Here is a 21,573-nt window from a genome sequence, read left to right as displayed (position 1 = left end):
CATGGTATGATGGAAGTCGTGTGCATAAGTAAAAAATTACGTATACATGTTATCCAAAATGCTAAGTATCTTCATGCAGTATTAACGATGACCAACGAGTACTAACATCCCAATGGAGTGAGTAATCAATGAATATAGATTGGTTGCACAGCTTTACTGAAGCTGCAAGACAAAAAAGCTTATCTAAAGCGGCTTATGCGCTAAATCTTTCCCAGCCTGCGATAAGCAAGCATATTCGCAATCTTGAACATCACTATAACGTAGTATTGTTTCATCGAACGTCAATCGGGATTGAACTGACGGAAGCGGGTGAACATTTTCACTCCCGAATTACACCTGTATTTGCAGAACTGGTCGACATACACCAAGAAATGCGGGAATACGATAACACGGCACCTATCGCGATAGGAACTTTGCCTAGTTTAGCGACCTATTACTTACCGCAAAGAATGAATCATTTATCGCTCCCTGATCAGTCCGCTCGTATCATGATTCAAAATACGTCAGCTGAACTCATGCAATCGTTAAGAGAAGGAAGACTCAACGCTGTCTTTATAGATAGTTCTTATGCCACTGGATCCCTTTGGAGAAAAGAGCTGTTTAATGAAGGCTACTATGCGGTGTTTCCCTTGAACCATCGGTTCCGTACACGTAACTCGGTCATGCTCGCTGATCTCTGCGATGACACCTTACTCGTACATCAAGCACCATGTGATACCAGAACATTTATTCTTGCACAATTCGATGCTGCTGGTTATACACCTCTTGCGCTGAACGAAGTCGCCTCTGGAGACTTTATTTTTGGTGCTGTCGCGGCTGGGATGGGAATCACCATCATTCCCGAACTGAAAGCTCGACATCTGGCACATCTCCAATTGTTCGCACTTCCGATCGAAGACTTGGACGAAAGACGCTCTATTACTTTGGTTGCTCAAAATGCACAATTAGGATCAAAGCTCTACCATTGGATTACATCGTATACCGAATCTACGACTTTATAGTTAAACAGCCCTAACAGCTGTTTTCTACATCGTCAAGAAAATAAACATAAGGTGGCTTCACAGATTATGGCAACATTTTTTTTACTGATTATTTATTTAGCCTTTATTAGCTTAGGTCTGCCGGACTCCTTACTCGGGGTGGCATGGCCAATTATGCACAAAGAATACAACGCATCGTTCGAGACAGCTGGTTTGCTTTCTATGATTATTGCAGGCGGTACCATTGTCTCCAGTTCAATGAGTGGTCTTATGTTAAAGTGGTTAGGAACTGGAAGAATAACATTTATTAGCAGCCTTATGACAGCTGCCGCACTGCTAGGATTTGCCTACGCACCATCGTTAATCTGGCTAATTGTATTAGCTATACCTTTGGGCTTAGGTGCAGGTGCTGTTGATGCGGCCTTAAACAACTATGTCGCACTACACTATAAAGCCCATCATATGAGCTGGCTTCACAGCTTCTGGGGTGTTGGTGCAACGATTGGCCCATTCATAATGTCTTACTATATGGTTGGCAGCAGTGGGTGGCGAGATGGATATTTTACAATCGCGATGATTCAGTTTGCATTGGTTGTTATTTTATTGCTCACTCTCCCCCTCTGGAAGCGAGTTGTACATAAGGGGAACGATGAGTCTGCCACTGACACGACTGCTAATCATAACGAAATTGATGCAACAATATCTACTCACGATACACAGAACAAAAAAGGTAGTCCTTTAAAAATGAAAGGTGCTAAAGCAACGCTGCTTGCCTTCTTATTCTATTGCGGAACAGAAGCAACGATGGGACTTTGGGGCAGTAGTTTTCTCGTAAATGTGAAGGGCTTACCCGCTTCCGTTGCAGCACAATGGGTATCTATGTATTACGCAGGCATTACAGTAGGAAGATTCATCACCGGATTTATCACTTTAAAGGTTAGCAACAAAATGTTGATTCGTTCCGGACAATTCATAGCTCTAACGGGTGCAGTCATACTATTGCTGCCGCTGCCAACTACGTTTTCGTTAATTGGCTTTATTATGGTGGGATTAGGATGCGCGCCCATTTATCCATGTATGCTGCATGAAACTCCTGTACGTTTCGGCAAAGAGCAATCGCAGCATCTTATGGGTTATCAAATGGCAGTCGCTTATACAGGTGCTACCTTGCTGCCTCCTCTGCTCGGATGGGCGGCATCACTAACTACGATTGCCATATTGCCATATGTCGTCGTGTTCTTTATACTCGCGATGTTATTTGGTTCAGAAAGAGGAAATGCTGTCCTGAAAAGTATCAAATATCAAGTCAAATAATAGGATTTGACACGATCAACTAACTCTTAGATAATAATTGATACGAGAACGTATGTTTTGTTTTTGTTTGAAGCATACTATATCCATTGTGTCTAAGGAGTGAATGAACGATGAACAGCAATTCCGTGCAAAAAATTTCTACGTTTCTGATGTTTACTGGTCAAGCTCGAGAGGCTATGAACTATTATATGTCCATCTTCGACAATGCCGAAATCGTAGAGGCGAAGTACTATGGACCGAACGAAGATGGCCCAGAGGGCACTGTGATGCAAGCAATCTTATCTATACATGGGCAGCAGTTTAGGTTCTTTGACAGCTTCGTGAAGCATGACTTTAGTTTCACACCGGCGATCTCTTTATTCGTCAATTGTGATACAGAAGCTGAAATAGACCATTCCTTCGAGAAGTTGTCTAAGGATGGATTCGTGATGATGCCTTTAGGTGCATATCCATTTAGTAAAAAGTTTGCATGGGTGGCCGATAAATTCGGTGTAACTTGGCAGCTTAATTTAGTGGATAGCGAATAACAATCGCAACCTATGATAAACGACCAAGAACCGAGTAGGTAAAGACAGTATTGTCTTTACCTACTCGGTTCTTTTTTATAATTAAGGCATGGGCTTGCAGTACCACAGCATGATGCTATGTATGTTCATGATATAAATATACTACCATTTCACAACCTCGGATCAATTTCTTTCTCCTTGGCTGTTTCAAATAGTAAGTTAGCTGCTATTCCTTGATATTCCTCATGCTGAGGTGAGATCTCAGCGAACTTGACAGCTAGCATTTGCTGGCCGAATCGATATTCATTCAACGATTTGCGGAGTTTCTGTGTAATGCTCTTCTGCTTGATCAACTTGTCGTACTTATGAGGGAAACGGTAATCGTAACCGTATATAATGGATAAATAATCCGCATTCCTAACCTTCATGTATGGTACGGCATTGTTCACGACAGTCTCTGGTTTAATGACGACACCTTCCATATGATTCTCTACAGTGAGCATGGAGAAAAATTGCGCTGCCTGTTCATAGCAATCTGGCTGTGCCAAATCCAACACGAGGAACTGATCATTCGATAAGAAGCGATACATATCAGACGTGCTGTCCGTTGGAATCTTCTCCTCACCCGATTCATAAACCACTTTGAGCAGTGCAAATGGCTTATATTCCAGCTTACTGTCCTCTGCATACAAATCCAATTGCTTCTTATAGGTTTCATAAGCTTGCTTATGGTCATTCAAAGGTACTTTCGACTTCAGCACCTGTTGAACATGCTTATACGTTTGATAAACGTGGCCTCCATACTTCTCGCTAAGTGCTGCTTTCGCCATATGATGCTGATCTTTCTCATATCCGCTTTCCTGATACGATTCTACGAGGGTATTCAAAGCCTCTTCGAAGCCACTCTCCTCTAAAAATGATAGCTCACTCTCCAAAGCAGACCCAATCGGCTTAAACTGACGCTGAATCAGCCCTTCCCCCATCGCCTTCCAAGGCAATAGTTCCCCATCTAGTACAAGGATAGATACTTGCTGCTCATCCATATATGCATTGAACTTCTCCAACAATTGCTTATAAATATCCGTCAAATCTACTTGATTCACTCGGTATCCATTTCGACTAACAGCGAAGCACTGTTTGATATCCCGATAAAGATATATATTACATCTTGATCCCATATATTTAGGCTGTAATACGACCTTATCAACTTGACGCTCTGCAAAATACGCCAACCCCCGCTTCAACGACTCCAGCTCATGCGCTTCTAAATCTTTATCCGCTGGTGACATTGTTCCAGAAATAAAGTTGACTTTATTCCGTGAACAGTGATGCAGTTTGCGAACCTCTTCATATTCTAATTCCTGAACAGACACCTTACGCTTCACTTCAAACAAGGTTGGCAGCTCTTCCTGAATAACAGCTTGCTTGGCTGGATGTGATTTGAAAAACGGCTTGAATGAAATAGTTACAGCTGTTAGTTTGTTTCCATGTACACTGCCGGTATCCAAATGAATCTTGTTCTTAATACGGAACGCTGTTTTAGCTGCAATATGGCCAAAAATATGATAAGGTTGATTGCTTACCGCTTCTTCAGACAAGAAACTCAACTGTTCCTCAAATGAAGCACCTCGATCAATGCGGAAGTTACGTTGATGTCGAACGGAATTCGTATCCATCTTCCCAATATACTTATTCCTACAAGGAGCATGCGTAACATAATAGGACGGAGAATCCGAACTGCGATACTGGTAAAATGGTTTAGACAACCTCACCAAATGCCGGAATTTTTCCATCAGCTCTTGATCGTTCATCAATATTTGAATTGAGTCAAAATACGTGCGAATTAACTCAGGGTCAGCACCTTTAATTTCGCCACTCGAATATTTATAGACGAAATTCTCATGGTTCCCTAGCATGAGTCTAAAATGCTCCTGATTGTCATATAGGAATTCAATCGTTTTCTTCGTTGCTTTCCCTTTGTCAATCCAATCCCCAAGTAGCACAATCTTCGTATCTTTAACCCGATCTGTAACTATGAGCTTGTCAACATCAGGCTTACACGATTCAATAGTGTAACCATAGCTGCGAAGCAGACCTTGGAGATCCTCCACACATTCATGTACATCTCCAACGATAATATAATTCTGATCTTTCGAAAGGAACGTATCCAAATATTCGCTGCGATCCTCAACAATGACGCGATAGTCTGGGTTTACTCGCACAGCCTCATATTCAAACGAGCAAAAATCTTTCGCACGTACACGATGAACGCTATCATAGCCTTCTCTGGCTAACGATCCAAGTACGTCTTTCTTCAAGCGATTCATATGATTCGCGATCAGCCTCTTTGATCGTTCTGAAGCATAGTAATCATCACGTTTACGGTAATCGAACAAAATGACTTCTACACGATAGTTATTGCTATGTGCGATCTCTTTTACTTTCGCGCGAAAATCTTCAGCAAGACCCGTCGTATCTATTACAACAAACTCCGCATTAACTGGGAATGAAGTGACGAGTTTTAATTTTTCAAAAAGCAACTGAAACGCTTGGGCACTAGCCTCCAGCATGACCTGATCATATTTATCATAATCGTACCCTAAAATCTCTTGACGAATGGCATCCGAAGATAAGTATTGAATATTCGTCCGTACAGGATCGGCTGCATCTCCTCTTAACTTTGGGATCAACACTTCTTTAGCGAATGTCGTCTTCCCACATTCAGTCGGGCCGATCATCATAAAAATAGTATGTATGTTAGTACGAATCTCCATGTTAATCCCCCCTTTTCCTTACAATGACACCTTGTGTTGTCGCTATATCATTCACACGATCTCCGATCGCTACAAATTCATAGGAATATCCATAAGCTGACGCTACTTCTGCAAACCAAACCTCAAAGCTATGCTTACCCATTTCCCATTGATGATCATCATGACGGAATTCAGAAAGCTCATAGAACGAGTTGAAATCAGCATTTGGCGTAGTCACAATCAAATGGTCAAAGTCAATTTGCGAGAAGATATACTGAATTAACTGCTTAGCTTCTATCTCACTCATATGCTCAATAACTTCCGTTAAAATAACGTCGACTTGCTCCCCGTTATACGTCTCGACAAAGTCGTTAATCGAACTATATGTTGCGATATTATCTATCTCTTTGGCACTTGCCTTTCGCTGCACAGCTTGAATTAAATCTTCATTAATATCAATCGCATAATAGTGAGCATCTATCTTGCCTGCATAAGGAATTGCATAAAATCCTTCGCCACAGCCAACATCCAGAATGGATTTGTTAAACGGTAAAATATTTCCGATGAAGCTTCTGCGTTGCATTGCTGTACTGCCTTGCTCGAACTGAATATGGTATCGGCTTGTATCTTCCAAAAGCACTTTGTATTTTCGATAACGATCCCGTGAAGATAGAAAAATACGAACAAATAAACTACGAATATAGTAAGGTGCATCAATAATGTTCATGCTCTTGATATATTTCTCAATGATGCTGTCTGAAATATCGATATTTTCGTTACTGAACATCGCAAGAAATAAACAGAGCACACTTACAACATGCAGCAGTTCATACAAGCTTTTGTTCGATGTCACTTTCAATGCATAGCTCTTATCTGCGCGCTGCTGTAGCTCAAAAGTATAGTCACTCAGATGCTTCTGGAAAAATTCTATGTACCTCAATCTATCAATATGAATCATATTGATATAGAAAGAATGCTCATAGCCCTCAACATCATGCTCAGCCTGCTCTTTCAATGGTGCTGAGAAGAATTCGTTTAACGCATTCAACGGAAACAAAGGCGTATTGTAACGAGACACATTCAAGTATTCAAACACTTCATGCTTGTGCTGCTTGTAAGAGATTTCATTGTCTGCATCTTTAAAATAGACATTATATGTCGTCGGGTCGCTATACCATCCGTAAGCAATTCCTTTTCGGACTTCTCTCAAAATCATTCCGTTATGCGGATTTTTCCGAATTAGGAAAGTAAATTGAGGGTTGGTAGACCTAAGTTGTACGATAGCCATTTCTGAGTCCCCTCTCTATCTCATTAATTTAATTTCAATTCTTAACTGGAGATTGTCGAACGAAATAGTTCATCTAATTGCGTATCATATTTGCCTGCGTCAGACACAGACTGTTGAGCAGCGACTTGTTCATAGTGAGTAATTGACTCTTCCAAAAAGTCATTGATGACGGATATTCTTGGCTCAATGTTGAGTTCATCACCTGCTATTTTCCGTATTAACAACTGTTGAATGGATGAATAGAGCTCCCTGTCCGCTGAAACCAAGCTTTCAATCAAACTGGAAAATTGGATCGGCGGTATTGTGCTGAAACGTTCTATCCATTGGCATGCCAATAATGGACGCAGCACGTAGAAGTATTTTTTGATCTTCACTTGTTCCCCTTGTAAGTACTCCCTGTAGTTTCCTTTTGCCATGTGCAAATAATGATACATGCATGACTTAGGTGAGAACGTTAACGCAGAAAGTTCTCGAATTTGCTTAATTACTTCATGATTCTCTCGATACACGATGGGAGATTGAAGCCATTCCAGCAACGGTGGATTGGACTTGCGAAACAAGGCTAATGCTTTTTTTAAGTCCCAACCGTTTATATCTAACATATTACTGATCGGTCTTTCGATCACGTCACGTTTCTCAAATAAAGACAAGTAGTCTTTTTCTGGCCTAATATATATGAATCTGACATCATAATCGCTATCCTTCGATGGGAAGCCCCATGCACGGCTACCAGACTCACAAGCGTATAGGATCTGCACGTGTTCTTCATTCTCAATCGCCCGCAATCCTGCTAAAATTTGTTGTTGAACATGTGACAACTTTTCACTTCCCCTTTCGTACTCACGGATGAATGTTCTGTATCTATCATCACCTATTTGCCAGTTCATGAACATGGCAAAAGTATTACGACCTTACAAAAAAATCCCGTATCTTCTCAAATGTTCAACTGCTACAATGAAAGAATTCAATTATTACAACAAAGGGGAATACAAGTGGCAAAGGAGAGTTTCGATAAGGAGATTCAATTTCTACGGATGCTCATGCTCATGAGCGGTGCTTACAATAGACAACAGTTCGCAGAACGACTTGGCATCTCGGTACATACCTTTGACAAAACAACGCGCCGACTGAAAGATATCGCAGCAGCAACGTCTTCACAGTCCCATGCTGAGGCCTTAGATCTTATTGACGCTGTACGTCATACCTATTACGAAACATCCGATCCGATACTGTTGTTCTTATTTCGCGCAAAGTCTTTGAAGGAATCCGAATCAGCACGTATATCAATTATTTTAGAAACGCTGCATGCACAGACCATGACAGCTATTGAACTCATGGACGTCTGCAGCAGCATGCCTGCCGAGCTGTCTATCCCTGATGAGAAAACGATTCGATCTGATCTCAAATATCTCGAAGCGGTAGGCGCTATTCGTAAAGAGAGCACAACTCGGCCATACCGTTATCGATTACATAATGATCTTCTACGTGAACTATCTGAGGATGAGCTCACTGATCTATTCGACTTCGTCAATGTGATGGCGAATACGCAAGTACCTTCTGTTCAAGGTTATTTGCTGCAAGATGGGCTTAAGAAGCAGTTGAAGCACATTCTTCCCGAAGATAATCCATTCATCGATCCTTTTCTATACAAGTATCACTATCACTCGCGAATTCTGGATGAAGTTCATCTGTTCACCTTGCTGCGTGCGATCCGCGATCGTCGTAGAGTACAGTTCTTGTACTTCACGCCTAAGGCAGAGAAAAGCTATACAGCGCAGCAGACGAATCCACTCTTCGAGCGACAAAGTGCAGGAAAGCAGCACAAAACACTCCCGCTGAAGATCGTGTACGATCATCAATACGGACGTTGGTACTTGCTCGGCATGGGTAGAGAAGGCATTCGTAAATTCCGTATGGAAGGCATGACCCATATCGAAGAGGCGGAAGCCGTCTCAGAAGAAGTATATGGGAGAAAGACAGTCGAACTCATGGAAAAGCTCCAAACAAGTTGGTTGATTGATACCGGTAAACCCATAAAGGTTCGTGCCCGCTTCTACAACCCGAGTGCCGGAGAACAGCATAACTTCATCAAGCATCGGGTTCTTCTTCAAGGGCAATGGGGTGAAATCGTCGAAGAAGATGAAGAGTCATTTATTTATGTAATATCAGTAAATGGAATTTATGAGATCAAACCATGGCTCAGAAGCTTCGGTTCCAGTTGTGAAGTACTTGAGCCTCGACAACTCCGACATGAAATGATAGAGGAATGGAAGGAGCTTCATAAATATTATGAATCCATTTGAAAAAATTTTTAATTATCAGATCCTTTCTCGGTTGGAAGACACAGGTACCTTTGTCGTTACCGCATATGAACGCACATGGTTGAAGACAATGCTAGAACATCCAGCAGCAAACGAGGCATTTACAGCAGAGACACTTCTCAAGTTGAGACAGATGCTCAGTATGGATATAGTCATGGACACCTCAGAATACTTGATTGAGAAGGCATTGACTCAGGAGAAACATGTCTATCACCCGCTACTTCGCCCATTGCGTCGGCTCATTTCAGATAGAAATGGAATGAAGATAAGCTTTATCGTCAAAGATGGCCGAGAAAATGTAGAGCACAGAGGATTCCCTTATAAACTGGAGTACTCTATGGTAAAACGAGAATGGTACTTATTATGGTTCCATATGCGACATCGTACCTTTATGAGTACAAGAATAGAGCAAATTACTTCCTTTTCTGAACAGCCAATATCACCTAAAACGGCAGATCAAATACTAGAGAAGTTGTCTCTCATTAAACATGCTCGCAAATCTGAAGTATGCATCGAAGTTGTACGTGACTACAACCAAGAGCTATCCCGAATCATGTACGCCTTTTCTTGCTTTGAGAAGACTGTGGATTATGACGAGGAACACGATAAGTACCAGGTAAGAATCCATCTACCCAGAGATGAATATGAGTTTCTATTATCCAAGATTCGCTTTCTCGGCAAACGTGTTCGTGTGATCAAGGGCGATTATTTAAAGAAACGAATGCTGGAAGCTTCAACAAAGGCTTTGGCTCGATATGGTATTGAGACGATGCAACTAGAAGAAGGGTTAATACCAATAGAGTCCTCTTTATACACTCGTTAAGTATATGGAGTATTCAACCGATTTTGAGAAATTAAGAAGACCGCTGGTTCAATTAATGCTGGCGGTCTTCTTCTTAATTTTTATCAATTACTTTCCATTTAAGATCTGCCAAGTAAACTTGGATGTTATGAGCATCTCCAAGCTTCTTGTAGCATGCAAATTCTTTTCTAGGTCTACTGCATCTGTTTTAAAGACTGCTGCTCGATAAACGTTGCTGCTGCACACTTTTCTTTCTACCCAAGTAATTCGCGCCTACTACACCAGCAATAATAAGTACAGAACCGATAAGGTGGTACACCGTTATCTCCTCACCTAAGAACATCGCTCCTGCCATCATCGAGACAATCGTCGATAGATTCGAGAACACGCTCATTTTAGACGCTTCCATTTTCGATAAAATATAATTAGCTGCCAACGCTGTACCAAGAGACGATATGACACCTAAAAATAGAATCGATACGACAAATGTGCTGTTTGTTAGAGGAGCCAAGAAAAGAGCCGTTGTTCCAGCACTAATATGCTGAACCATCGAAACGACTAAAAATGTAACAAATCCTACTCCAAGCATTAGATACGTAAGTTCTGCAGGACTAAACTGCTTCGAGAGCGATCTTGCCATTACGCTATATCCCGCGAAGGCAACACATGTCATAAACAATAGAAGCAATCCTGTCACATTCGAGAAGTCGATCGTGCTCCCCATCATTACGAAAATAAATACAACTCCGAAAACAGACAAAAATATTGATAATTTTTGCAGCAACGACGTTTTTTCTTTCAAAAATATCGATGCAAGAATTAGGGTTACTACAGGGGTGCATGCATATAAAATTCCACCTTCTGCTGAGCTAGCATATTGAAGCCCAAATGCTTGCAAAGTGAAAAATCCTAACGGGTACATCAATGATAGCAGCAACGCTTTATACAGCGCCTTGCCACGATATTGAAGCTTAATCCATCCGAATACAACTGGTATCGACATCACGATAAAAGAAGCTGCAAAGCGATATGTCAGTGTGTCCAGCGGCGCTGCGTAATCCAATGTAACTTTGGCAAATAAAAATGAAAATCCGATAATAATGGCATTTAACACTGCTAGAAAATATGCAAGTCTAATCCCTGTTCCATTCATGTGTATTCTCCCTTTCTCTCTGTACAGCCATAACAGGAACAAGTGATATCCTGCTCCCTCGTTCGTTACGTTTCACGATACAATAGATTAGATCCGCAGCCGAGAAGCAAATTGCGCAACTGTATCGATACACTCAACACTGTTATTACTGTCAGAAAGGAATCAGCATGGTAACATATACACTAGAACGAGCATGCACACCTTTCGTTGCCTAACGGGGGCGGACTTAGATCAATGAACTGCTAAAAGGCATACATAGAGGAGTCATTATGAAAAAATATCAGGCCATCACTACGGATATTGAATCTAAAATCCGAGAAGGACAGTATAAATCAGGTCAGAAACTACCATCTGTTCGAAAAGCCATGCAAATGTATCACTGCAGCCAAAGCACAATCACACAGGCCTATACAGAACTTGAACAACGGCATGTCATTTATACGATTCCACAGAGCGGTTACTATGTAGTAGATCGATTCGGCTCAGACCAAACGAACAGGGGCAGTTTCAGTAACGGGATTGACTTTTCATCTGCATCACCTGACCTTCATTTATTCCCGTATCGAGATTTCCAGCATTGCATGAACAAAGCAATCGATACGCATAAATACAACTTATTTACTTACGGCCATCCACAAGGACTCTGTTCCCTCAAACAAGCGCTCGTATCACTCTTAGCGGATGATCAAGTATTTGCACGAACAGAACAAATTATTGTGACATCTGGCATTCACCAAGCATTAGAAATAGTAGCAAAAATGTCGTTCCCGAACCAACGCTCCACCATACTTGTCGAACAACCTAGCTATGATCTCTTTTTGCGCTATTTAGAAAGAGAAGGAATTCCAGTTCGCGGAGTTGCACGCACGGCACAAGGTATCGACTGGCAAGCACTAGAGGAAGCATTCAGCAGCAGGGAGATCAAATTTTTCTATACGATGTCACGCTGCCAGAACCCGCTTGGCACCTCTTACAGCACCGAAGAAAAGCGCAAATTAGCCAAGCTTGCCAGCACCTACGATGTATATATTGTCGAAGATGACTATATGGCTGATCTGGGCGTGTACCGACAATTTGATCCTATTTATTCGTACAATCTGAGCTCGCACGTCATTTATTTGAAGAGCTTCTCGAAAATGATTTTCCCAGGTTTACGAATAGGAGTTGCTGTTCTTCCTGAGCAGTTAGTACAAACCTTTCAATCCTATAAAAGTTATGGCGATACTTCCCTTTTATCTCAAGCGGCACTTGAAGTGTACATCCGAAATGGCATGTATCAACGTCACAAGCAGCTTCTAAGCAAAGAATATAGTGCCCGTATGCAGGCGCTGCATGCAGCAGTTAGGCGATATAACGATAAAGGACTCGTACAGCTTTCAGAAACAAGCTCAAGCATGTATACGCAATTCAAATTGCCGCTTACGATCAATATGGATCAACTCATAAAAAGACTTGCAACGAAACAGATTACAGTCGCACCGGGGAATCCCTTCTACTTGTCTAGTTGGCTGAATCGGGAAAAGTTTCTACGGATGAGCATATCCAGAGCACCTATTGAACAAATGGATCAAGGGGTAAAGAACATAATGGAAGAGATACAACGAGGATAACCATAATATCAGGCCACACTCAAAGATAAGTGCAGCAGTAAGAAGCAGTACACACCTATTACAAAAACCCCCTTTAAGCATGCATGCTGCAACGACATCATTTTGATGCGTCAACTGCACGGCCTAAAGGGGATTCATTATGTTTTTTATGAAAAACTACACATCATACTCCAACTGTTTCCTTGCCTGGGCAATGAAATCCAATGGAGTCGTGACCGTCTCCGCATCGTACTCAATCGCGCCAATAATCAAATCCAAATCAATTTTGTACTTGCCTGTAGATTCATGCGCATTAAATGATGCTACTTTATCCTTAATTCGATTGATGACGATATTAGCGCCTTCACGATCCGTAAACAGCAGCAGCCCCCATGTCGGATCGTCGGAATTCAGCATATAGAGCGAATCATTCATACGTATGCTCGTCTCACTCAATTTGGACAAATCGTAAATCAGCTCCGACATTTGTTCCCTGCTGACCATCTGCTTTAGCTCATCCCAGTATCTTACCTTTACGACAAGCAGTGTGAGCTCTATTTGATATCGCTTGGATAGCGCCATAAATATCGTCGCATCTTTTTGGAAAGAGCGGCTGTTTTTCAAGTCTGTATTTTCATCCATGGTCGCCAACGATTGATTTTTCTTAAGCAACTGCGCATTCTCAGCCTGCATTTGCTGATTGCTAAACGTAATCATCCACGCAACAATGGTAAACACAGGTGTCATGATAAGCCAGAAGTAATGATGCCCTTCCAGCACACTACCCTGCATAATCGTTTCATACAGCGTGAACGTACCGTAACCGAAAATAAACAGTACGTTTAGGATGAGCCCGATTGTCAGCGATGTAAAGTACGTAACAATCGCAACAAGCAAAGCCACATTCAATAAAATAATATTCAATATATAGCGGTTCGGGTCTCCCGCAATGAATATGATGCTAACAAACGTCATGACAATCCACAGCAAGAAAGCTCCATCGGACAGCAGACTACCTTGATTACGTTTCATCGTTCTGCCTCCGTTTCTTTCTATATTTGCGAATCATGAACATTAGCGATACGAGAATCAGCACGATGATGAGCATCACAGCAACCATAAAGCCAAGCACATCGCTCCGTTCCATAATATTGCTCACAAGTGACTGTTCATTTTGCTCTGCCTGCTTCTTAAAGCGATGGGCAAATACTTGTCCATCCTTATCCGTAGCCACACTGTCTCCAAATACTTTCCACTTCTGTTCTTCGCTGCCCAGCAGCTTGGAAGCCAAGTAATAATATTCAGAGCTCGCTCCAGTAACCGCTAATAGTCCATGACCATCTTTATACGGAGATTCAATGAGCTGCAATGTCCCCAATCGCTTGCCATATTCCTGATCAATGCTCATCTTTTCATTGGAAATGAATCCCGCACCATCCGCTCCATATTGGAAATAGAGCTTCGCATTCTGATCACGGATTACTTTATTATTTGCATGGCTGCCAATAGCAATAATATTGTATGCTGTCAGTTCAGAAGAAGCTACGGTATCATCGTAGAAGCGAATATTACCTGTATTCCCTTCTGCATACTGCCCGAGGAGATTAAACAGATTCGACAGCGCCAAATACGTATAGGTATCTCGCTCCTTCGGCATAACAACCGCAACTTGATTGAAACTGCCATCACGTAAGAATGGACTTGGATAATTGTTGAATAACAACTCCGTCTTGTCCTTCGTATTTAATTGCAGTACAGAATCCTTCGTAATGTACGCCCACGGCATCTCATCCTGTGGTCGAATACATGTGCCATGCTTCATTTCCAAATCAAATGCCACCGTAATCATAAAGTTGCCTGAGATATCAAGATTTTTAGGTATTGGCAAAGTAAGCGTGTCACTATTCGCCAACTCTGAAGTCAGCTTTTTGCTGCCTATCGGCTTATCATTTACATAGACCGTAACCATGGAACGATCGAAGTCTAAATTTTTAGCATAACGCATGTCAAGACTAATCTTGCTGGCGTCTGCAATGGCTCGGTTAGCTGGCAAGGCAATAAAGTAACTTTTTTCTTGGCGCATAGGCCCTTTTAATTCATCGCCAGTTTCGGTTATCGTGATTTGTTTGCTCACACTCACAGCAGCGGTATTGACATCCGTGCTTTCGGTGATCACTTTTGAGCTCGAATTCAATTGCATCATAAGCTCTTGATTTGCGATTAGTCGTCCAGCTTTAACGAGTAAATTCGCATCTTGAGAAGTAACAACAAGCGTTGGCTTCCCAGACCAATTCACAACTTGAATAAGCGCTAGCTTGCTTACATCCTGCTGCTCCAAAGAAGCTTTGAGCGTAGCTGGCAATTGATCGTATAGGGATATAGCTACGATCCATTTTTTATGATCCATCGCTGCCGCATCAAATTTTTGCATCGGAATCGTATCGTTTTTCAGTCGATTTGATTTTGCGAAGCCTGACAATGCATGCACAGATGCTTCCAATTCCGCCGAACTGCTTTGTTCAGGAATCACAATTACATTGGAATCGTCACGAACCGTGTCCATTCCCGTAAATCGTTCATTGAAGTCTCGTATACTGCCACTAAATGCTTCCGTATCGTACTTTACAGCAATCGTAGAAGACTTATAAAACTCTACCCAATTATCATGTCTATCTGGCGGTACACAGATTTGATCATTTTTAGTCGTCTCAATATTACCTGTCACAGATAATGTATTGTTGCCCTTAACAAGCAATTCTGCTGGAACAACTACTGCCAACTGCTGCTTCACTTGATCAGCAACTTTAGGTCGGAATGAATAGAACTTAGTTCCATTCATCGACAATGTAACACTGGATCGATCATTTATCGTTAACTGCGATGCTTTGTAATCCAACGTAACCGTTGCATTTTTTGCTTTCCAATAAGGTTCAGTTTGAAATTGAAAATGCTTGGACGTCATCACGCCCGATAACGACGTGTTCGTATTCGTCATCGGTGTCTCGTACACCTTTACATTGCTAACTTCAGCAGCAGCCACTGCCATCGGCTGAACAAGCTGTAAAAGCAGCATACATATACAAGTGATGCCGATAAGTAGACTTCTTCTCATCACACGCTTCTCTCCTATCTTAAAAACGTTCCGTTTTATACCATTTCACTTCGCGCTTGAAAATTTGGTCTTTTATATACGCATATAATCCATACGCAGCTACGACCATCCACATTTGGCAATATGACACATACATAAGCAGTATGATCCATAGGTTGGAGAGACGCATTTCTCCTTTTTCTGTGATGATCGTAATAAATGTTCCGGTAACGAATAGCGTTATCGCAAGCAACCAAAGGAACAAGCTAAGCCCAGCAATTGTTGTATGAACATAACCCAAAGCATGTAGGATGAGTAAAATATCAGACATCACTAGCGACGTTAACAACAAGAAGTAGATCGATAAGAAATATAAAATATCAAAACGAATTCTTTTGGCTGAGCGGTTAAAGAGCAGCGGTATGTTTTTGACAATCACATAAATATTGCCCTTTGCCCAGCGAGTACGCTGCTTGAACCATACTTTAAGCGTCTGCGGCTCTTGTTCCCAAGTTACAGCCTTAGGTTGAAACTTAATTCGGTATCCCATCATGTAAATACGGAAACTGATCTCCGTATCTTCTGCGATTGCTTTGACATCCCAACCGCCAATCTCTTCGACAATATGACGACGCATAATAAAGTTGGTGCCTGGAATGGTACACAGCTTGAACAATTTCCATCTTCCTGCCTGCGCCATCCATTGAAATGATAACGTTTCGATGTTAATAAATCGTGTTAGCAAACTCGCATCGCGATTCCGTGTACGGAACTTGCCAATAACCGCACCGAGCGAATCATCATTCATAATTTCGCCTACCAAATAACGCAGCGCTGTTTTCTCTGGTGTATTATCTGCATCATAAATCGCAATCAACTCACCTTTACTGCGCTGAAATCCAATATTCAAAGCATTGGATTTTCCCTTGCCGCCCGTAACCTTGTCTGTATTAATAACGATTAGATTCCGCCCTGGATAGCGATCCTGCAAGTCAGCTAGGAGGACGCTGCTATCATCTGATGAGTTATCGTTAATGACGATAATCTCATATTTATGATGCGGATAGTCTAGAGCTAAAAGCGATTCGACGGTCTTTATAATGACCTTCCCTTCATTATGTGCGGGAACCATGATGGTAACGAAAGGTGCTTCACCTTTGATGGGAGGCACTTCTTCACCTTCAATATCGATGTAATACAAGTAGCCTGCAATAATAAGTACCACATTGACAAGCAAAAGAGACCAAATACAAACCACGGCAATCATCATTAATATATCTGCAATCGTCATAACGGCCTCCTCATTTGAAATACTTACGTTTGTATAATCGGTAGCCAATGATGAAGAAGCCGCCAAACGCTACAATCGTCACCAGAATGATAACGATAAAGACTTTATTTTGGACATTAAACCAACGCTCGAAGCTCTTTTCTACTTTAGGTTTGTACTCAAATTCCTCACTAACTTCCTCACGTGCAGTTGCTAGATCGATCAATTGGTCATTAATGTATAAAGAGCCTCCGCTTGATCGAATGGTGTTCGCTTTTGTTGTTACAGTATGATCCCCATACTTCAAATCAGCGAAGGTTACCCAACTATCGCGGAGCCATTTCACGGCCTCATCTAATTCCTGCCCGTTATCATTAAAGTCGAATGTTATTGCCGTATTCATTGGAAAATCCGTGAGTGCTTTTTCCCTATACTCAAATTGCTCCAAAAAATCTAATTGCAAGCTATATAAAGTGGACGGGAACGACTTCGACGTATAATCTTGTGCCTTATGTTTAATTTCCTTATTCTGAAATAAGATAGCCGTATCAAATAATCCTAATCCTGAATTTGTAAAATACTGATCATAGGTCCAGTACATTTCCGCACCAAAACCTAGCGGAGCAACCCCCTGCTTAACCATTGCATCAATGAACAATTCAAAGCTCTTGTTCAAATCGCGCTCAAGCGGACTCAATATAGCGTATATCTCTGGTACGTTAACTACGATGTTCCCGTTACGAGATTGCACATATTTCAATGTTTCAAAATAACGTTTTGTTGCTGGATAATCAAAATTGATAAAGATAGGTCTGGCACTTACGACGAAAGGAATTCCCGCTTCATACAGCTCGTCCGCCAACTTCTCCAATCGTTCTAAGTCAGAGAATGGATATATTTCTTTAAATACCACATACGTATTGCTCTCATTTGTCCATCCTAACCAATCACGCAGCACATACCCAATCGCAAGTTCACTCAAGTTTCCTTTTTCAAAGTAAGGAATATAAGCTATCCCGTTTTGACTGACTCCAAATGGAGACTGACGACCGCTTCTTGACGAGATAAGCCCATGACTATTACCTTCATATGCTGTGATATACGTAAGTGCTTCGGCTTGGATCGCTTGCTGTGAGAAATCGTCTATCGACAGTCGAAACGTGTCCACATTTACTTCTCTCGTGTGTAAATTCAACTTACTCTGGACCATAGCTGGCACATTCGTTCCAATATGTAAATAGCTTCCTTTGTATTGTGTAAAGTCTCTCACGAAATCCTGATTCGTTATCGAAATATCAGCTACGTTATGAATACCAATTACTTTCGTATACTGCTGCAGCTCACCTTGCTTGTAGTTATCAAAAGATTGCAGCGTAACAGTGACACTATAAGCAGCTAATATATGCTGAAGTGCTTCAACATTACCTGATTTTGATGTACCCTTAGCCAAGCTATCATACAGCAGCAATACGCGAACAGGCTTAGTTGACTCAGCATGAACCAGGGGAGCAGGCACGATGGCGATCATGGCAAGCAGCACAATCATAAATAACAGCAGTATTTTGTTTGTTGCTTTAAACAACATGCCTTACCTCCCTTCAATTCATATACATGCTACTGCATGGCAGCATCTTTGTCACTACGCCATAAATATCGACGAATGGCATCAGCTACTGCAACAAATGTGACTAAATCAAACACGAGTGTAAATAAAAACTCATGCTTGGATAAATCCGCATCACCAGCACCGATAATGGAAACGAAAATACCAGATAAGCCCAGTAACATCATCCCTAAAATGAGTGGCAACCTTTGAATATGCCTCATGTGCTTGGCCTTCACAGCTGTAATGAAAGACGGCATATACAAACCAACAATGAGAATAACCCAAAGGATGACGAAACCGAACGTCTTTGGTGCTAATGCATGCTTAATATTACTGTAAAGAGAGAAGAATCTGGTCTGTTCTCCAAATTCCCTACCCGCAGATAGCTCGTAGTTCCCCATTGCAGGCGGCCTTATCGTAAAGGCATGTTTCGCAGCAATATCCAACATCTTAAACGCTTGAGCTGGATTAGTAAGATAATAAGCCAGTATCGAGCCGAATCCATATTTGCTATAGAAATGGTCCTCTAGTATTTTGGAGTCCACATCTACCGTTGTGAATGGCTCAAAATAGATGCTTTTATTTAAAACCGCATATTGTTTATCAATGCCGAAGGCTTTCAACGTTGCTTCAGGGTCTTCTGATTCCATCAAGACACCACGGGTCATAGCATGGTACGCGTTAATATTTACGAATTCCTTCGGAATTAACACATAGGTTCCGATTCCCGAAAGAAATAAGGCCACGAGAATCGATGACATCCAAATACGGAAAGAACGCTCTTTACGTATAAAGACGAGCACAACGCCTGTAACCGCAAGAATGACACCAACCGGGGCATTTTGCTGCTTACTCGTTGTTAGAATCAATGCGCTAATAAAAAACACTGTCATTAGTACATAATCGTTGTAGCGATTGCGATACATTAACAAACCCGCAGCAAATACAAGCATAGTCATTATTAACATGATGCTTTCACTGAAGAAGGAGTTGAAAAAGGCCGTATACGCCGTGTCTGCAAATACAAAAATGGCGATTAGCGCAATTGGGTAGCCGTATTTTCGAGGAACTTTCCAAGTTAGACTCTCGATAAACAGATAGATGGCAATCGTGTACAAGGCAAGAAAAATGATGGTTTGAAAACGAACATCAAATAGTTGATCACTGTAAAATAATTCATTTAGCCAGATAGCTAAGCGAATAAAATACGAATGTGACGAGAATAAAGCAGCTGCATGCTCATTAAAGTGCTGAAATATACCATATTCTTTAACGAAATAGCCAAAGAAATGCGTTTTATAGTCTGGATTCAAAATATACAAACCGTTACTATAAATAATCCGTGAATAGTCTCCGTTATCCGCCATCCCGATATAGGGTGGCACAAATAAGGCAATGATCGTAACAATCAACACTCCAGCGGCTGCGAGCATAGCCGGAGATACATACCGACTCAGCGAAATGAGTATGCTTTTTACGCGTATGTTCACGCTCTCCGTCATCAACTCTTCACCCTTTCTGTATTTCCATTAATGCGCATAGGCCAATAAAGCCATGAGATTATCAAATGAGTATGCTTGTTGTGAGGCAACGTCCCCATAGCCTCCATCAAGCTTCGTACCGCTATTGCGGACTTGATATTGTTCCATTCGTTGAATACTTGTCTTATACAAATCCTTATCGCCGAGCTCAGATCCAATCATAGCAGTAATCGCATATATTGCAGTAGACTGGATATCTGTTGCTGCTTTACCTTCTTTGGTATAATGCCCAAACAATGTACCTGCTTGCACCTGATCTTTGATAAATGTAATGCTCGCTGGATTGTGCTGTTTCACTTCTACAAGTGATAAAATAGTCAGCAGCGATTCAACCGTATTAATTTGTTCCGACTGATACGCCCCCGTTTTATAGCTGTATCTCGTTTCATAGAATGGGAATTGCTCAGATAAATAACCTTTGCGCATAATGTCGAGCATGTTCTGTTGTAAAGCCTCTGCCTGCGAAGTTGATATGGGCAGTAATCCTAACGAAGTAAGGTCGATATAACATAACGTAATAAAGTCGTTTGTCATCTTATACGTTTCATCGTAAAAATCATACAGTTGTCCGTCTTTACTGTTATGTTCGTAGAAACGCTCGCCATATTGTGCAGCTTCCTTCGAATAACGGTTATCGCTAAAAGCAATTCCTGCCTCATGCAAGGCACGTATGATTCGAAGATCATCCACCGCAGCATTTAACGGATAACGTTTATTTTGCTGTGGACTATATCGATAGCTGAATCCTGCTGACAAGTTAAAGATCTCTTTAGCACGCTGCCACTCTGCATCGAAGGCCTCCTGCTGCCCTGTTAGCGCATAATAACGCATAAGCAATCCTGCTGACTCACTCAGCACTTCGTGTCCAGTTGCTACTACCGCCGACTGAGTCGTGTTATGGAAATTCGTAAACACTCCATATGTTCCTGTCAACTGTTTAGAAATAAACTGGTACAGCTGCTCTTCATTTGCTTGAGTTTCAGGTTCATCTCCATAGTTCTCTCTTGGCAGTAGTGGAGCTACCGTTGCAGGCTTGTCAGGCCTTACTGGTTTCACAACCTGTTCAGAACGGTCACAGGATGTGAGCAATAGAAAAGACAAAATAATACTAGCACCCAATACCATTTTTTTGTTCACCTCATTAAACCTCACTTTCGTGATTCAAAAAGGAATCATTGAGTGCTTATTACCTACATTTACTTTTGCTTCAGGTATTAGTTCTTAATTCTTATCTTTACGCTGCGAATGCTCTTACAATAATAGAGGAAACCTTTGTATCCTTAGCCCAGTTAGATGGTTGCATTTGCTCAAAGTTGACTTCATTTTGCAAGATTAAAAAGGTCTGTTCTAGCTTTCGTC

16 protein-coding genes are annotated in these 21,573 nt (G+C 41.5%); 6 read left to right on the top strand and 10 right to left on the bottom strand.

Translation table 11 applies throughout. The features are described from left to right. Positions 1 to 128: 128 nt before the first annotated feature. The 3 genes from H580_RS0121000 (at position 129) to H580_RS0120990 (ending at position 2,821) form a co-directional block, all read left to right on the top strand. Complete coding sequence (locus H580_RS0121000; RefSeq protein WP_028596534.1) at positions 129 to 1,001, top strand: LysR family transcriptional regulator; 873 nt, start codon at positions 129 to 131, stop codon at positions 999 to 1,001. A 66-nt stretch (positions 1,002 to 1,067) separates the two neighbouring features. Continuing rightward, positions 1,068 to 2,294, top strand: a complete 1,227-nt coding sequence (locus H580_RS0120995; RefSeq protein WP_028596533.1) for an MFS transporter — start codon at positions 1,068 to 1,070, stop codon at positions 2,292 to 2,294. Between the two features lie 110 nt (positions 2,295 to 2,404). Next, positions 2,405 to 2,821 (top strand): VOC family protein, encoded by a 417-nt coding sequence (locus H580_RS0120990; RefSeq protein WP_028596532.1) that lies wholly within the window; start codon positions 2,405 to 2,407, stop codon positions 2,819 to 2,821. Between the two features lie 149 nt (positions 2,822 to 2,970). Here the strand turns inward: H580_RS0120990 and H580_RS0120985 are convergent, their stop codons facing one another. From H580_RS0120985 to H580_RS0120975, 3 genes are read right to left on the bottom strand one after another with little or no spacing between them, the layout of a single operon-like run. Beyond that, positions 2,971 to 5,574 carry an AAA family ATPase gene (locus tag H580_RS0120985; protein ID WP_028596531.1) on the bottom strand — a complete coding sequence of 868 codons (2,604 nt, stop codon included), beginning with the start codon at positions 5,572 to 5,574 and terminating at the stop codon, positions 2,971 to 2,973. A 1-nt stretch (position 5,575) separates the two neighbouring features. Beyond that, a complete protein-coding gene (locus H580_RS0120980) occupies positions 5,576 to 6,841 on the bottom strand; it encodes a methyltransferase domain-containing protein (protein ID WP_028596530.1) in 1,266 nt (421 codons plus the stop codon). 41 nt (positions 6,842 to 6,882) lie between these two features. Next, positions 6,883 to 7,659 (bottom strand): nucleotidyltransferase domain-containing protein, encoded by a 777-nt coding sequence (locus H580_RS0120975; RefSeq protein WP_028596529.1) that lies wholly within the window; start codon positions 7,657 to 7,659, stop codon positions 6,883 to 6,885. A 174-nt stretch (positions 7,660 to 7,833) separates the two neighbouring features. Here H580_RS0120975 and H580_RS0120970 point away from each other — a divergent pair, with 174 nt between their 5' ends. Next, positions 7,834 to 9,144: a helix-turn-helix transcriptional regulator gene (locus tag H580_RS0120970; RefSeq protein ID WP_028596528.1), complete on the top strand. Its 1,311-nt coding sequence runs from the start codon at positions 7,834 to 7,836 to the stop codon at positions 9,142 to 9,144. Further along, positions 9,131 to 9,985 (top strand): WYL domain-containing protein, encoded by an 855-nt coding sequence (locus H580_RS0120965; RefSeq protein WP_028596527.1) that lies wholly within the window; start codon positions 9,131 to 9,133, stop codon positions 9,983 to 9,985. The genes H580_RS0120970 and H580_RS0120965 overlap by 14 nt, the downstream gene beginning before the upstream one ends. Positions 9,986 to 10,172: 187 nt before the next feature. Here H580_RS0120965 and H580_RS0120960 read toward each other — a convergent pair whose 3' ends face one another. After that, entirely contained in the window at positions 10,173 to 11,117 is a 945-nt protein-coding gene (locus H580_RS0120960) for a DMT family transporter (RefSeq protein ID WP_028596526.1), read from the bottom strand. Positions 11,118 to 11,386: 269 nt separating this feature from the next. Between H580_RS0120960 and H580_RS0120955 the strand changes: the two genes are divergently transcribed. Next, positions 11,387 to 12,727, top strand: coding sequence for an aminotransferase-like domain-containing protein (locus tag H580_RS0120955; protein ID WP_028596525.1), 1,341 nt, complete (start codon positions 11,387 to 11,389; stop codon positions 12,725 to 12,727). Between the two features lie 156 nt (positions 12,728 to 12,883). On the opposite strand, the gene H580_RS0120950 is transcribed toward H580_RS0120955, so the two are convergent. Genes H580_RS0120950 through H580_RS25040 form a run of 6 tightly spaced genes read right to left on the bottom strand, consistent with a single transcriptional unit; the run spans position 12,884 to position 21,351 of the window. Then, complete coding sequence (locus H580_RS0120950) at positions 12,884 to 13,738, bottom strand: diguanylate cyclase domain-containing protein (protein ID WP_028596524.1); 855 nt, start codon at positions 13,736 to 13,738, stop codon at positions 12,884 to 12,886. After that, positions 13,728 to 15,818 carry a cellulose biosynthesis cyclic di-GMP-binding regulatory protein BcsB gene (locus H580_RS0120945; protein ID WP_028596523.1) on the bottom strand — a complete coding sequence of 697 codons (2,091 nt, stop codon included), beginning with the start codon at positions 15,816 to 15,818 and terminating at the stop codon, positions 13,728 to 13,730. Before H580_RS0120945 ends, H580_RS0120950 begins: the two co-directional genes overlap by 11 nt. Positions 15,819 to 15,837: 19 nt before the next feature. Then, on the bottom strand, positions 15,838 to 17,088 hold the full coding sequence (locus tag H580_RS0120940; protein WP_028596522.1) for a glycosyltransferase family 2 protein: 1,251 nt from the start codon (positions 17,086 to 17,088) through the stop codon (positions 15,838 to 15,840). A 10-nt stretch (positions 17,089 to 17,098) separates the two neighbouring features. Further along, positions 17,099 to 18,652: a hypothetical protein gene (locus tag H580_RS0120935; protein ID WP_051217622.1), complete on the bottom strand. Its 1,554-nt coding sequence runs from the start codon at positions 18,650 to 18,652 to the stop codon at positions 17,099 to 17,101. A 29-nt stretch (positions 18,653 to 18,681) separates the two neighbouring features. Next, positions 18,682 to 20,175 carry a glycan biosynthesis hexose transferase WsfD gene (wsfD, locus tag H580_RS0120930; protein WP_036605599.1) on the bottom strand — a complete coding sequence of 498 codons (1,494 nt, stop codon included), beginning with the start codon at positions 20,173 to 20,175 and terminating at the stop codon, positions 18,682 to 18,684. 27 nt (positions 20,176 to 20,202) lie between these two features. Then, positions 20,203 to 21,351: a hypothetical protein gene (locus tag H580_RS25040; RefSeq protein ID WP_169449389.1), complete on the bottom strand. Its 1,149-nt coding sequence runs from the start codon at positions 21,349 to 21,351 to the stop codon at positions 20,203 to 20,205. Positions 21,352 to 21,573: the final 222 nt, after the last annotated feature.

It is taken from the genome of Paenibacillus assamensis DSM 18201 (assembly GCF_000422445.1).
GTDB lineage: Bacteria > Bacillota > Bacilli > Paenibacillales > Paenibacillaceae > Paenibacillus_B > Paenibacillus_B assamensis.
Note: the sequence above shows the minus strand (reverse complement) of the source record. Positions and strands in the feature narration are given on the sequence as shown.

Excerpts from the sequence above, each read along its gene's own strand:
- H580_RS0120940 (WP_028596522.1), bottom strand. The coding sequence starts at position 17,088 with ATGACGATTGCAGATATATTAATGATGATTGCCGTGGTTTGTATTTGG.
- H580_RS0121000 (WP_028596534.1), top strand. The coding sequence starts at position 129 with ATGAATATAGATTGGTTGCACAGCTTTACTGAAGCTGCAAGACAAAAA.
- H580_RS0120955 (WP_028596525.1), top strand. The coding sequence starts at position 11,387 with ATGAAAAAATATCAGGCCATCACTACGGATATTGAATCTAAAATCCGA.
- H580_RS0120995 (WP_028596533.1), top strand. The coding sequence starts at position 1,068 with ATGGCAACATTTTTTTTACTGATTATTTATTTAGCCTTTATTAGCTTA.
- H580_RS0120950 (WP_028596524.1), bottom strand. The coding sequence starts at position 13,738 with ATGAAACGTAATCAAGGTAGTCTGCTGTCCGATGGAGCTTTCTTGCTG.
- H580_RS0120985 (WP_028596531.1), bottom strand. The coding sequence starts at position 5,574 with ATGGAGATTCGTACTAACATACATACTATTTTTATGATGATCGGCCCG.
- H580_RS0120945 (WP_028596523.1), bottom strand. The coding sequence starts at position 15,818 with ATGAGAAGAAGTCTACTTATCGGCATCACTTGTATATGTATGCTGCTT.
- H580_RS0120980 (WP_028596530.1), bottom strand. The coding sequence starts at position 6,841 with ATGGCTATCGTACAACTTAGGTCTACCAACCCTCAATTTACTTTCCTA.
- H580_RS0120960 (WP_028596526.1), bottom strand. The coding sequence starts at position 11,117 with ATGAATGGAACAGGGATTAGACTTGCATATTTTCTAGCAGTGTTAAAT.
- wsfD (WP_036605599.1), bottom strand. The coding sequence starts at position 20,175 with ATGACGGAGAGCGTGAACATACGCGTAAAAAGCATACTCATTTCGCTG.
- H580_RS0120965 (WP_028596527.1), top strand. The coding sequence starts at position 9,131 with ATGAATCCATTTGAAAAAATTTTTAATTATCAGATCCTTTCTCGGTTG.
- H580_RS0120990 (WP_028596532.1), top strand. The coding sequence starts at position 2,405 with ATGAACAGCAATTCCGTGCAAAAAATTTCTACGTTTCTGATGTTTACT.
- H580_RS0120935 (WP_051217622.1), bottom strand. The coding sequence starts at position 18,652 with ATGTTGTTTAAAGCAACAAACAAAATACTGCTGTTATTTATGATTGTG.